Below are 13,558 nucleotides of genomic sequence, written 5' to 3'. Positions count from 1 at the left end.
TTCGGCGTGGCAGTCCACCGCGCCGTATACACATCCTGGGGGAAACGTTGAACAGCACCGCACGCACGCTGCGTTCGTCCGCGACGGTCGCGGGGGCCGGCCTGCTACTGGCCGCCACCGGAGCCGTCCTGGCGCCGGCGGCCACCGCCGCGACCACCGACGCACAGCCGCCCGCACTGACCGTCTCCACCGCGGCACCGGCGGAGATCGGACTGGCGGGCCAGCCGGTCGAGTTCACCACCACGGCGTCCAACGTCGGTACGGAGGACACCACTTCGGCGCGGTTGATCTACCACATCGACGGGGGCGCCGGTCTGCCGCCGAACGCCGTCAGCCTGCAGTACCGGCTCAGCGGAACGGCGTGGAAGACCGTGCCGCTGACGCTGACCGGCACCCAGTTCTCCGGCGAACTGCCCGAGTCCTTCGCGCTCGCCGCCGCCCAGTCGCGGACCGTACAGCTGCGCCTCGGCCTCCCGATGGGCACCCCGCACCACGGTGACAGCAACGGCGGCGCCGACCAGCTGAAGCTCAACACCCTTATCTCCTACGGAACTTCGGGCGCCGCCAACGACAGCGACGAGGACACCGTCAAGGTCGACGGGCTCGACGCCACCCTGTCCGGCGTCCCCACCACGGCCACCGCGGGCGGACCCGGCGTGACCTTCGGCGCCACGGTGTCCAACGCCACGGCCTCGGCGTACGAGAACGTGACGGGCGTGCTGTTCACCAGCCGCTACGCCACCGTGCAGGTGCTGAGCTCCGGCACCTGGAAGACGCTCAAGCCGATCACCGCCGGCAACGAACCGGACGTGTACGGCTTCGACATCACCGGCAAGGACTCCTCCCTGGCGGCGCACAGCAGCGCGGCCGCCAAGTTCCGTGTGAGCTACCTCAAGAACACGCCTGCCGGAAAGACCACCGTGCACCCCTGCGCGTTCGTCAACCAGGGCTCGACGCCGTTCACCGGCACCACGTTCTGCGGAGCGTCGGCGTCGATCACGGTGAAGGCGGCCGCCTCCGGCACCACCACCCCGACCACCTCGGCGAGGCCTTCCACGTCGGCCACCCCGACCAGCTCGTCCACGCCCTCCACTTCGCCCACGGCAACGACCACGACGTCCTCCGGAACGATCTCCGGGACCACCTCCGGAACGACCACGCAGCTGGCCAGGACCGGCAGCGGCGGTATCTCGGCGACCGCCGCGTCGGCGTCGGCCCTCATCACGGCCGGAGCGGGCACCCTGGGCTTCGTCGCCCTGCGCCGCCGCCGTAACCGAGCCTGACACCGGGGCCCTGGCCGCGCTCACCGCACCAGCCTGCCTGCGCGGGCGTCGGTGCGCCGGCCAGGGCCCTCTTCGGCACACGGCAACTCTGCCCCCGACTCTGCCCCTACGGACTCCCCACCCCCGGCCGTCCATCAGGTAAGAGGGAAGAGCACCCGCACCAGGCAAGGGCACCCGCCGACCAAAGGGGAACCGCACATGCGCGTCCAGGGAGAGAACCGCCCAAACGGAGACCGCACCGGCGGACGCCCCGCGGCCCGGACAGCGGCCCGTCCCGCGGCCCGTCCCGCCGCCGCCCTCCCCCCGCTCACCGCGCTCCAACAGGCCGCCGGAAACGCCGCGGTGACCCGCGCGATCCAGCGGGCCCGGGACGAGCAGCACGGTGACGAGCAGCACGGTGGTCCCGAGGCACGCGCCGCCGAGGGAGCCGTTCCCGTGCAGCGGCGGGCATCCGTGGTCGACGCCGTCGGCTCCCCGGGACGCCCCCTGGAACCCCGCATCCTTCAACGGGCCGAGCAGGCCTACGACATGGACTTCGGCCATGTACGCGTGCACGACAACCCCGTCGCCCAGCGCTCCGCCGAGGAACTCGGCGCCCTGGCCTACACCACCGGTTCGCACATCGTGCTCGGCGACCATCGGGTCGAGGACGAGGTGATGTACGAAGAGGTCGACCACGTACGCCAGCAGGCCCTGGGGCCCGTGCCCGGTACCGACAACGGCCGGGGCGAGAAGGTCTCCCACCCGGACGACCCGTTCGAGCGGAGCGCCGGCGCCAACGGCCGGAAGCTGGCCCGGGGTGCCGCCCCCGAACTGGCCCTGCCCGGGGCCGACTTACCCGGTGGGGCGGTGCAGCGCAGCGTTGACGTCTCCGTCCAGCGGGCGGACCGGCCCGGACCCTCGACCACGCCCCCGGCCCAGAGCACGACTCCGCCCCCGGCCTCGTCCTCACCCCCGATCCAGGACTCGCAGCCGGCCATCGCCCGGCTGGCGGGGCTGCTCGTCAGGGGCAAGGAAGCGATCAGGAACAAGGACGTGCGGGCCGTCATCCACACGCGGGTGCGCAGCGGCCCGAGTTTCACGGACGAGGAGCTCGACGCGATCAAGGCCGTGGAGTCCGAGGATCCCAAGTGGCTGAAGACCGTGGGGATGTGCAGCACCGTCGAGGCCGACGCGTACCTCAAGGCCGGCGATTTCCACAACTGGCTCCAGCAGCCGGAGGGCAAGCGCCTCCTCATCGCCAGCCTGCGCTGGCGGCAGGAGGTCGCGGACCGCGCTCAGGGGAAGTCGACGGACAAACCCACCCGCTCGGACTACCAACTCGCCCGCCACCACGCCATGCACGACAAGGACACCCCGGAGACCGAGAAGGAACAGCTCACGGGAGAACGGAACGAGCAGATCTTCCAGACCTTCGTGACGACCATGGTCCCGCCCGGTATCCGCGACGACGTACCGGACGCCGCCAAGCACCGGGAGCGGGTCGAGCGCGGCACCAAGGTGCTGACCAATATCTTCCTGATCCTGAAGGAGGGGCTGAAGGTCTTCAACCCGGAGACCGGCATGCACGACGACTTCAAGGACGATGTCGCCCACGCGCTGGCCTACGGCGGCCGCGTCAACATCCGCATTCCCCAACTGGCCGACGGCCAGCACGGATACGAGCTGCCCCAGTGGCTCCACATCACCAAGGAGGACGGGAAGCCCTGGCAGCGCATGTCGAAGCCCGAGGATCCGGTGTACCGGCGCAAGTTCGCCACGCACCACATGGAGACGGGCAAGAACAACGCGGACGGAACGCCGGGCAAGTTCGTGGAGAAGGGTGAATTCGGGGCCACCGTGCAGAACTGGTTCGATCCCCGCACCCATCTCTACGGCCTGCCCACGGCCGCCGGAGGCATGGGAAACCTCGACTACCACGGCGACACCATCCTCCCGAACGAGTCGTACGGGCACATGTTCATGGGGTACAAGACCCCAACCAGCAAGGAGCCAGGGGCACTTCAGTTCGGTCTTGAGACCGCCGGGCCGGGTGGCGTCACCCCCGACGGCTACAAGCACGGCATCACCAGCAGCGAGAAGAACAGCAATCCGGTGAGCCAGTTCGGCGGACACAAGGACGACAAGCCGGGCGGCAACGCCCCCCTCAGGTCGAGCCAGCGCCATGTCGACCTGGAGAAGTTCGGCGACTGGGTGCAGAAGCTGAAGGACCTGGAGAAGGACTGGAAGGCCGAACTCGCCAAGGCCAAGACGGACGAGGAACGCGCGGCCCTGTACCGGGATTTGATCGGCAAACGCAGCAACACCGGTTCGTGAGAGCGTAGTTCGTCTTCTACGGCCGTCACCCGCCCCGAGAACGTACCGGGACGGGTGACAGCTGGACGCTCAGCGGCATGAACAGCCGTGCGGACGGGGCTACTTGCTGCAGGAGGCCCCGTTGAGCGTGAAGCCGTACGGCGCCGAGTTCTTGCTGTTGTTCCACGTGCCGAGGAAGCCGAAGGTGAAACTGCCGTCCGCGGCGACGTCCTTGTTGTAGTCGGCGGCGGTGGCGGTGACCCGGGAGCCGTCCTGGGCGACGCTCGCGTCCCACATCTGGGTGACCTGCTGGCCGTCGCGATAGGACCAGGCGACGCGCCAGGTGTCGAGGGCCTTGGTGGTGGTGACGGTGATGGCGGCCTGGAAGCCGTCGGGCCACTGGTTCACCAGGTCGTAGGTGACGTCGCAGGTAGCCGGCGTGGTCGTACCCGAACCCGATCCGGCACCTGACCCCGAGCCCGAACTCCTTGTCGGATCAGGTGAGTTGCCCGCCGTGGCCGAGGCGGTGCCCTGGGGTTCCGTGTCGGGGTTCTTGTCCCCGGAGTCGGTCGCCGTACTGCTCGTCGTGGGCCGGGTGGACGAGGAGGCCGTACCCGACGGGTGGGCGCCGACGGACGACAGGGTCGGGGCGGGATCCCCCACCGGCTGACTGCCGGCGTCGTCGCTGGCCGCGTTGTCGTGCCCGGAGCCGCCCATCGGCATCATCGACACCCCGAGCGCCACCAGCGACAGCAGGACGGCCGCGGCGAGCAGACTGTTGCGGACGAGGCGCGCCTTGCTCGCGCCCTCCTTCGGCTCCCCGGCCTCCAGTTCGGCCACGGGACGTCCCGCGCCCAGCCGCACCTCGGCGGCCCGGCGGCGGCGCTCCAGATAGGCGAGCCCGCCCCAGCCGATGACCCCGCCCGCGAGGGCCGCGGGCAGTCCGCCGCCCGCCAGCCGCAGACAGGCGGCCGCCTCCGCGCACTGCACACAGGTGGCGAGGTGCCGGGAGAGGTCCTCGGGGGTGTCGGCGGCCGGTGACCGGGTCACCGCGTCCAGCAGCCGGGCGTAGCTGCGGCACTCCGCGTCCATCGGGGTGTCGAGGTGGTTGCGGTGGCAGCGGTCCCTGAACAGGGCCCGCACCTGGGCGAGTTCACTGGAGACGACCGCCGGATCGAGACTGAGCCGGCGGGCCACGACGGTCAGCGGCAGCGCCTCCACCTCGGCCAGCCACAGCAGCGCCGCGTCCGCCTCCTGAAGGTCCCGCAGCCCGCGCAGCGCGATCGGGCGCTGCAACGGCATGCCGTGATAGCGGGCCGCCTTCTCGGAGTTGAGCCACAGCCGCAGGTCCGGGTCGAGCCGGTGCCCCCGCCCGGCGAGCTCCCAGGTGGCCGCCGTGGTGCGTACGGCGGTCAGCAGCAGCGGTATCACCGGCAGCACCCGGCGGGCCGGTCCGCGCATCGGACCGGACCCGGCGGAACGGGCCTCCTGGATGCCAAGTGCGAAGGCCTCACTGGCCAGTTCGGTGGCCGAGGCGGCGCCGGACGTGCACAGGTCGGCGTAGGACAGCACGGCGTCCCAGCTCTCGGTGAAGAGCGCTGCCTCAGCGGCGTCCTGAGGAGTCGGCAGGTCGGGCATGGGTCTCCTGCATCCACGAATGACGGCCAACTAGCTCTGACAGTAAGCGAGTTGGAGGGGGGCTGCCTCGTGACAGGGCCAGAGCCTTTCACGCATCCCACACAACTGACAAGCCGCGTATTCAATTACGGTGACTGTCAGTCGCCTCTATGCAGTTGTACGTGTCCGAGCCTCTCCCGGCTCACCCGTCGCAGGAGTTGGCCACACCGTTACCTTACAAAGGCGCGGGCTCCTCGGCGGGCTCGGCGGGGAGACTGTCCATGAAGGAGCTGACGGAGAAGACCGCGCGGCCGGGGCCCGGTTCGCCGTATCCGGGCGGGGACTTGAGGCCGAAGTCCTCCATCGTCGCGCGGTAGGCCTCCAGCAGGCGGATGTGGTACTCCAGCGGAGCGCCCTGCGGATTGGCCTTGCCCAGCGGGGTGGTGGGCTCCGGGCACCAGGTGGTGAAGCGGGGCGTGATGCCCTGCGACATGAAGAAGCGCAGCCCCTCGGTGGTGGACGCGATCGCCTCGTCGACGGTCTTGAAGCCGAACGGCTCCGCCATCTCCACGCCGGCGACGAAGTTGGGGATCACGTTGCGCGCGCCGAAGATCTCCGCGGAGTCGAGAATCCGCTTGTGCCATTCGGCGCGGCCGACGTAGCGCTCCTTGCCCGGGCAGTGCAGCTTGAACAGATACTCGTCCCACACCTCGTAGTTGGGGTGGTAGATCTGCACGCCGTAGTCCTTGAACCGCTGCACGTCGTCCTTCGGCAGCGCCTGCGCGACGACCTTGCCGATCCACCGCCCCGGGAACCGCTCCTCGATGGCCTTGGCGTAGTGGCCGTAGAAGTCGGCCTCGTCGCGCCCGGCGACGGTCTTGGTGATCGCGCCGCCGGTGAGGGTGTAGGCGGTCGAGGTCTTCGCGGTGTCGTACCGGTCGATGATCTCCAGCGCTTCGAGGACCTCCTCCACGTCCTTGACGCCCGTGTAGGGGCGCCCGGCGGCCTTGTGCTGACGCCAGTTGTGGTTGATGTCGCAGTACTGGCACTCCTCCTTGGCGCCGAAGTACTGGCAGACGCGGAAGACCGTCAGATAGATCAGGTAGCCCCACTGGATGGTCGGGGCGACCTCCATGACGGACTTCCCGTTGGCGAGCTTGTGCTTGTAGTACTCCGGCATCGGCGGCACCCCGACGTCGGCGATGCGCTTGCCGTCGAGGTACAGCCCGAGGACCCCGTCGTCGTCGGAGGCCACGCGGTACGGCGAGGTCGGGTTCACGCGCACGGAGACGACGGTCCGTCGCAGGTCGTACGGGCCACCCGTAAGGATGATCTCCTCCGGCGGGCGCCGTAGCGCGGCCTCGCCGAGCTCCGGCAGCGTGCCGTGGTCGAAGGAGAAGATGAAGTACGACTTCGGCTTCACCTCACCGCCCTCGTTGTCGCTCAGCGCGGACGGGTCGAAGGCGACACCCCCGCGCAGCAGGTCCTCCTTGAAGACGGCCTCCCGCGGCACATGCGGAAAGCGCTCCATCAGATCCTCGACCAGCGCGGTGCGGCTGCCCATCCCGTGTCTCCTCCCGGCTCAGGCGCCCTGCTCAGGCGTACCGACTCCTCACGGTATGCCTCCGGCGGTTGGGCGGGGGAACGGGGGGTCGGTGTGGTGCGGTTCGGGTGGGTTTGGCTAGGTGGCCGGGTCGGCGGTGGGGGCTTGGGTTGATTGCGGGGTGCGGGTGCGTTGGGGCTGGGTGCGCAGTTCCCCGCGCCCCTAAAGGCATGAGGGTGGGCGGAGTCGGGGCGGGCGGGTCGGGGGTGGGGGCTCGGGATGGTTGCGGGGTGCGGGTGCGCTGGGGCTCGGTGCGCAGTTCCCCGCGCCCCTAAAGGCATGAGGGTGGGCGGAGTCGGGGCGGGCGGGTCGGGGGTGGGGGCTCGGGGTGGTTGCGGGGTGCGGGTGCGTTGGGGCTGGGTGCGCAGTTCCCCGCGCCCCTGAGGGGGTGGGGGTGGGCGGGGTTGGGGCCCCCGGTCCGGACACGGATCGTTGCCGGGTCAGCCCTGTCCCGTTCCCTCGCGGCTTGCGATGTGGTCCGGTAGCGGGATACCCGGGGGCAGTGCGGGGTCCGGTACGGGTGTGCCCCAGGTCGAGGTCAGGGGGAGGGTTCCCCCCCACAGGGCCAGTTCGGCGTCGGGGCCGTCGCCGTCGTCTGGGCCGCCGGTGCGGATCTTGACGGAGGCCTCCTCCAGGGAGAGGGCGAGCAGGGTGGTGGCCGCGAGTTCCTTGCGGTTCGGCTGCCGGGCGTACGACCACTGGCCGGGCGTCGCGTGTTCGGTGAGGCGGCGCAGGCCGGCCAGTTTCTCCTCCGGGTCGGTGACCTTGCGGGGTGCCCCGTGGATCATCGCGCTGCGGTAGTTCACCCCGTGCTCGAAGACCGACCGGGCCAGCACCAGCCCGTCGACATGCGTGACGGTGACACACACGGGGGTACCGCCCGCGAGGCTACGACTCGCGACGGACCCGTGGAAGTACAGCTCCCGCCCGTACCTCCCGTACACCGTGGGGACTACGACCGGACGCCCCTCGATCACGACCCCGAGGTGACACACGAAACCGGCGTCGAGGATCGCGTCCAGGTCGGCACGGTCGAGGCTGCCCTGTTCGGCGAGGCGGCGGTGCCGGGTCAGGTCGGTCTGCGGAAGGCGATCGGTCATACCCACGGAGGCTACCGATGCCGTACATAAACCGCCATACCTCTATCGAATACAGCATCTGCGCGGCATCACTGCAACGAAATCCGAAGCATTGACGTCTCTGACATTTCTCGTCAGAATTGTCAGCATGAGCAAGCGGGACGACATCGTGACAGCGGCCGTCGACGTGTTCAGCCGGTACGGTTTCCGGCAGACCTCGATGGAGCTCCTCGCGCGGGCCGCGGGCGTGTCCCGGCCCGCGCTGTACCTGCACTTCGCGAACAAGCAGGACGTCTTCGCCGCCGTCGCCGCCCGCGTCACCGACCTCATGACGGCGGCCGCCCACCGCGCCCGCGACGCCGAGGGGACACCGGCCGACCAGGTCTACGGCGTGCTCGCGGTGAAGCTGGAGACGGCGATCGGCGTCACCGAGGCGCGATTCCGGCAGGAACTGGTCTCGGAGGCCGCCAGGATGGGGCTGACCCCGGTCGAGGACGGGCTGGTCGACGCACTGGTGGAACTGCTCGCCGGAATTCCCGAACCCCGCGAGACCGCCGCGCTCCTGCTCGCCGCGACCGTCGGCATCGGTCAGTCCAACGGCACACCGGAGGTCCTCCGCGGCCGTCTGCGCCGACTCGTCGACCTCGTCATGAGCGGCCTCGACGGCGAGCCGAACCGAAAGAACACCGCACCGGACCGAAGGAACACCCCACCGCCACAAAGGAGTTGAGCACCATGATCGGTACCATCGCCCTCGGTCTCGCCGCCGGTTTCTGCGCGGGGGACGGCCTCCCGTACTACGTCATGGGCAGCACCGGCGAGGCGATCAGCCCGGGCCCGTTCCGGCCCTCCGCCACCGCCAACGTCCTCTCCGGCTGGGTGCTGTTCGTCGCCGCCGCCGTCTGCTGGCACTACACCGATACGCAGGCACAACCGCTGCCGACTTATGCTGCGGCAGCAGCAGGAGTCCTCCTCGTCGGGCTGATCCACGCCCGGCTGTGGCGCACCGACCCCTGGGGCAGAACACGCGAACGCACGCTCCCGGAGGGACGGCAGGCATGACGGAGACGGTCACCAACTGGGCCGGCAACATCACCTACGCGGCGAAGGAACTCCACCGCCCGCGCACACTCGACGCGCTCAGGGCCCTCGTGGCCGAGAGCGCGCGGGTACGGGTGCTGGGCAGCGGCCACTCCTTCAACGAGATCGCCGAGCCGGGCCCCGACGGCACCCTGCTGACGATCGCCGCCCTGCCACCCGAGTTCGACGTGGACACCACGGCCCGGACGGTACGGGTCTCGGGCGGCGTCCGGTACGCGGAACTGGCCCGCCGGGTGGCCGGGCACGGTCTCGCGCTGCCCAACATGGCGTCCCTGCCGCACATTTCGGTGGCCGGTTCGGTGGCGACCGGCACGCATGGTTCGGGCGTCCGCAACGGCTCGCTCGCGTCGGCCGTACGCGAGGTCGAGATCGTGACGGCGGACGGCTCCACGGTCACCATCGCGCGCGGCGACGACCGCTTCGACGGTGCCGTGACCTCCCTCGGCGCGCTCGGCGTCGTCACCTCCCTCACCCTCGACCTGGAACCGGCCTTCGAGGTCGAGCAGCACGTCTTCACCGAACTCCCCCTCGCCGGGCTGGACTTCGAGACGGTGGCGGCGTCGGCGTACAGCGTGAGTCTGTTCACCGACTGGCGGGAGCCGGGCTTCCGGCAGGTGTGGCTGAAGCGGCGCACCGACCAGCCGGCGGTCGACTTCCCGTGGGCCGCGCCCGCGACCGAGGCGCTGCACCCGGTGCCGGGGATGCCCGCGGTCAACACCACCGAGCAGCTCGGGGTGGCGGGGCCCTGGCACGAGCGACTGCCGCATTTCCGGGCGGAGTTCACGCCGAGCAGCGGGTCGGAGCTGCAGTCGGAGTATCTGCTGCCGCGGTCGGCCGCACTCGACGCGCTGCATGCGGTCGACGGCATCCGGGAGACGGTCGCCGGTGTGCTGCAGACCTGCGAGGTGCGGACGGTCGCCGCCGACGCGCAGTGGCTGAGCCCCTCGTACGGGCGGGACACGGTCGCCCTGCACTTCACCTGGATCGAGGACACGGAGACGGTACTGCCCGTGGTGCGGCGGCTGGAGGAGGCACTCGACGCCTTCGACGCGCGGCCGCACTGGGGCAAGGTGTTCACCACTCCGGCGGAGGTCCTGCGCGGCCGCTATCCGCGGCTCGGCGACTTCGCGGCGCTGGCGCGGGACCTCGACCCGGAGGGCACGTTCGCCAACTCCTTCGTCCGGGACGTCCTCGGCGACTGACCGCGTGACCGGTCGGGCGACCGGCTGGGCGGCGACTTTGTATGGCCCCTTTCCTAACCCCTTGTCGAACGTCACCCGCTGCCCATAGCCTTGCCGCGCGCCGGTGCCGTCGTGCCTCGGCATGATGCGAGGGGGAGGGATGGCGGTCACTCCGGTGAAGCGCACATCACGCGACATCCGAACCGCGAACCGTTACGAGGTACTGCGCCAGATCATCGCCGAATCACCCACCTCCCGGCAGGAGTTGGCCGCCGCGACCGGGCTGAGCCTGGCCACGGTGGCCACGCTCGTCGGTGAGCTGCTCGACCTCCGGATGATCACGGAGGTCGGCTTCGAGGACTCGGCGGGAGGCCGCCCGCGCGGTCTCGTGGCGGTCAACGCGTCGGGGGGCGCGCTGATCGGCGTCGACATCGCGGAGACGTACGTCCATGTCGAACTCTTCGACCTGGGGCTGAACGTGCTGGCCCGTGCCGACGAGGACATGCGCCCCGGCGAGAGCCTGCCCGAGCAGGTGGTGAGCCATGTGGCCGCCGCCGTCGGCTCGGTGGTCGCGCAGGCCGGCATCGAGGGCGCGCGGGTGCTGGGCGTCGGGGTGAGCGTGCCGGGGCAGGTGGACCGCGACACCGGCGTCTCGGAGTACGCGCCCAACTGGGACTGGCACGACGTGCCGTTGCTCGACCTGCTGTCCGAAGTCATCGCCTACCCGCTGTACTTGGACAATCCGCTGCGCGCCTGCGCGGTCGCGGAGATGTGGTTCGGGGCGGCGCGCGGGCGCGGGGACGCGGTGGTGGTCAACCTGGGGACCGGCGTCGGCGCGGGACTCGCGCTCGGCGGGGCGCTGTACCGGGGGGTGAGCAACAGCGCCGGCGAATGGGGCCATACGACACTCGTCCTGGACGGCCGCCTGTGCCGCTGCGGCAACCACGGCTGCGTCGAGGCATACGTCGGCGCGCCCGGAATCATGCTGAACCTGCGGGAGTTGAGCCCGCGCAGCCCGCTGCTGCACTCCGAGGACCAGACGGCCACCATCGACGCCCTGGCGCGCGGCGTGGACGCGAACGACCCCGTGGCTCTCAAAGTCGTGCGGGAGACGGCCCGTTACATCGGCGCGGGCATCGCCAACCTGGTCAACATCCTCAACCCCGAAGTCGTCGTGCTCAGCAGCTGGGTCGCCCGCAGGCTCGGTGAACCCCTGCTGCACGAGGTGCGCGAGGCCGTCCAACGACACGCGCTCAGGCGGCCGTTCGCCGCCACCCAGATCGTCCTCTCCCCCATTCTCACCGACCCGGCGTGCCTCGGCGCGGCGACGTTCGCGCTCGAAGGGGCACTTCAGTCGGTGGGGCAGAGGGCCGGCAAGCGCACGACCCAGGCAAGGAGCCGTACCGCACCACCTTCATGACGACGGAAGGGATGCACGTGACTCACCCCCACCCCAGGAGAACGATCCTCGCGACAGCGGCAGCCGCGCTCGCCGTCACCGGGGCCCTGCTCTCCGCGCCGCCCGCGACCGCCGACGGCGTCGCACCGGCCGAAGTCTCCCCCCACGCGGCCCAGACCATCGACAACATCGGCGCGTCCGGCGCCTGGTGGGTCAACGACCTGCAGAACTTCACACCCGCGGTCCAGGCCCGGGTGGCCCAACTCCTTTTCTCTTCAAAGGGGTTGGACCTCTCCTCGTACCGCTACAACATCGGCGGTGGCGGCACCGCGGTCACCACCCCGGCCCGCGCCGCACAGGACTTCCTGAACGCCGACGGCACGTACGACTGGAGCAAGGACAAGGGCGGCCAGACGTTCCTCAGGTACGCCGCGCAGTACGGCGTCCAGGACCTGATCGGCTTCGTCAACAGCGCGCCCGCGCAGTGGACGACCAACGGGCAGAGCTGCGGCGGCCAGTTGAAGCCGGAGAACGAGGGCGACTACGCGAAGTACGTCGCCGACGTCACCGCCCACTTCGCCAAACAGGGCGCGAAGTTCGACTACATCAGCCCCTTCAACGAGCCGAACAACGACTTCGGCGACTGCGGCCAGGAGGGCATGCAGGTCACCGTCGACCAACGCGACGACATCGTGCGGGCGTTGGGCGCCGAGCAGCGGGCCCGGCACCAGAAGACCTCGATCATCGCCGACGAGTCGAGCAGCACGGTCAGCTTCTCGACCGAGGTCCCGCAGTGGATCGCGCAGCCGGACACCGCGCAGTACGTGTCGAAGCTCGCGCACCACACGTACAACAACCCGAACGACGGCCAGTTGGGCAACGTCTACGAGACGGCGAAGACGGTCGGCAAGCCCTCCTGGGCCACCGAGATCTGCTGCTTCGGCAAGGGCACCACGGGCTGGAACCAGGAGTACGACCCGACCATCGACAACGCCCTGCTCATGTCCCGCATCATCTACAAGGACTTCGCGAGCTCGCACGACTCGGCATTCCAGTGGTGGGTGGCCCTCGCCAGCGGCTACGGCACGGACCCGGCCACGCGCAACGACGTCGGCTGGAACGACGGGCTGATCTACTACGACCCCGACTACGCGACGAACGGCAACCAGACCCTGTACTTCACCAAGCGGTACTACGCGCTCGGCCAGTACAGCAAGTTCGTGACCCCGGGCTCGGTCGCGCACAACGTGACGGGCGCGCCGAGCGGTGTCGAGGTCAGCTCGTACGACCGGGACGGCAAGTGGGTCGTCGTGGTCAACAACCAGAACACGACGGCCACTTCGCTGAATCTGCACTTCAACAGCAAGGTGCCGGTGCGCGCGACGCAGGCGGTCCGCACCTCGGCCACGGAGAGCTGGGCGAAGGTCGCCGCGCCGGACGTGAGCGGCCCGACGGTGTCCGCGTCGCTCGCGGCCCGCTCGATCACGACGTACGTCTTCGACCAGAAGGCCGGCAAGAGCGGCAAAGGCCATAAGGGACACGGGAGTTCGACGGCCGTCACCGGCGCCCTCCAGGGCAACCAGTCCGGCAAGTGCCTGACCGCCGACACCTCGGGAGCCGCCCTCGCCACCTGCGCCGGCGGGGCCGAGCAGGCGTGGTCGTACGACGCGAAGGGCGGCCTGAAAACGGCCAACGGGTATCTGACGGTGGGGAGTTCGGGACTGACGACCGCCGCCGACTTCACGGGCGACCCAGGCCAACGATGGCTCCTGAACGCCAACGGCCAGATCCTCAGCGAGGCGTCCGGGAAGTGCCTCGACGTGAGCGGGCAGGCGACCGCGGACGGCAGCAAGGTGATCCTCTACAGCTGCAACGGCGGGGCCAACGAGGCCTGGTCAAAGGTGTATTGACCACCTGAGTGCAGGGTGCGGGTCGCCTCCGCGGCGGCCCGCGCCTTCGTCACGTCCGGTATCCCGAACGCTACACAACGCTTCGAACAG

General features: G+C 70.0%; 10 protein-coding genes. 7 read left to right on the top strand and 3 right to left on the bottom strand.

All coding sequences use genetic code 11. The annotated features are described in order from the left end of the window. Positions 1 to 47: 47 nt before the first annotated feature. A complete protein-coding gene (locus R2B38_RS33595; protein ID WP_318019575.1) occupies positions 48 to 1,283 on the top strand; it encodes a hypothetical protein in 1,236 nt (411 codons plus the stop codon). A gap of 198 nt (positions 1,284 to 1,481) precedes the next feature. After that, complete coding sequence (locus tag R2B38_RS33590; protein WP_318019574.1) at positions 1,482 to 3,599, top strand: DUF4157 domain-containing protein; 2,118 nt, start codon at positions 1,482 to 1,484, stop codon at positions 3,597 to 3,599. 99 nt (positions 3,600 to 3,698) lie between these two features. Here R2B38_RS33590 and R2B38_RS33585 read toward each other — a convergent pair whose 3' ends face one another. From R2B38_RS33585 to R2B38_RS33575, 3 genes are all read right to left on the bottom strand, one after another. Then, positions 3,699 to 5,216, bottom strand: a complete 1,518-nt coding sequence (locus tag R2B38_RS33585) for a cellulose-binding domain-containing protein (protein WP_318019573.1) — start codon at positions 5,214 to 5,216, stop codon at positions 3,699 to 3,701. A gap of 214 nt (positions 5,217 to 5,430) precedes the next feature. Next, positions 5,431 to 6,759 carry a radical SAM protein gene (locus tag R2B38_RS33580; protein WP_318019572.1) on the bottom strand — a complete coding sequence of 443 codons (1,329 nt, stop codon included), beginning with the start codon at positions 6,757 to 6,759 and terminating at the stop codon, positions 5,431 to 5,433. A gap of 479 nt (positions 6,760 to 7,238) precedes the next feature. Further along, on the bottom strand, positions 7,239 to 7,898 hold the full coding sequence (locus R2B38_RS33575; protein WP_318019571.1) for a pyridoxamine 5'-phosphate oxidase family protein: 660 nt from the start codon (positions 7,896 to 7,898) through the stop codon (positions 7,239 to 7,241). Positions 7,899 to 8,025: 127 nt separating this feature from the next. On the opposite strand from R2B38_RS33575, the gene R2B38_RS33570 reads away from it, so the two are divergent. The 5 genes from R2B38_RS33570 (at position 8,026) to R2B38_RS33550 (ending at position 13,468) form a co-directional block, all read left to right on the top strand. Next, a complete protein-coding gene (locus R2B38_RS33570) occupies positions 8,026 to 8,607 on the top strand; it encodes a helix-turn-helix domain-containing protein (protein WP_318019570.1) in 582 nt (193 codons plus the stop codon). A gap of 5 nt (positions 8,608 to 8,612) precedes the next feature. Then, positions 8,613 to 8,939: a hypothetical protein gene (locus tag R2B38_RS33565; protein WP_318019569.1), complete on the top strand. Its 327-nt coding sequence runs from the start codon at positions 8,613 to 8,615 to the stop codon at positions 8,937 to 8,939. Then, the gene (locus R2B38_RS33560) at positions 8,936 to 10,180 is read left to right on the top strand and encodes a D-arabinono-1,4-lactone oxidase (RefSeq protein WP_318019568.1); all 1,245 of its coding nucleotides are present in this window, start codon (positions 8,936 to 8,938) and stop codon (positions 10,178 to 10,180) included. The genes R2B38_RS33565 and R2B38_RS33560 overlap by 4 nt, the downstream gene beginning before the upstream one ends. Positions 10,181 to 10,319: 139 nt before the next feature. Then, complete coding sequence (locus tag R2B38_RS33555) at positions 10,320 to 11,579, top strand: ROK family transcriptional regulator (protein WP_318019567.1); 1,260 nt, start codon at positions 10,320 to 10,322, stop codon at positions 11,577 to 11,579. Positions 11,580 to 11,590: 11 nt separating this feature from the next. After that, positions 11,591 to 13,468, top strand: coding sequence for a glycoside hydrolase (locus tag R2B38_RS33550; RefSeq protein WP_318019566.1), 1,878 nt, complete (start codon positions 11,591 to 11,593; stop codon positions 13,466 to 13,468). Positions 13,469 to 13,558: the final 90 nt, after the last annotated feature.

Origin of the sequence: Streptomyces sp. N50, assembly GCF_033335955.1 — a bacterium.
In the GTDB taxonomy this organism is placed as follows: Bacteria; Actinomycetota; Actinomycetes; order Streptomycetales; family Streptomycetaceae; genus Streptomyces.
The sequence above is the reverse complement of the archived record's forward strand: the minus strand, read 5'-3'. Positions and strand labels throughout refer to the sequence as shown.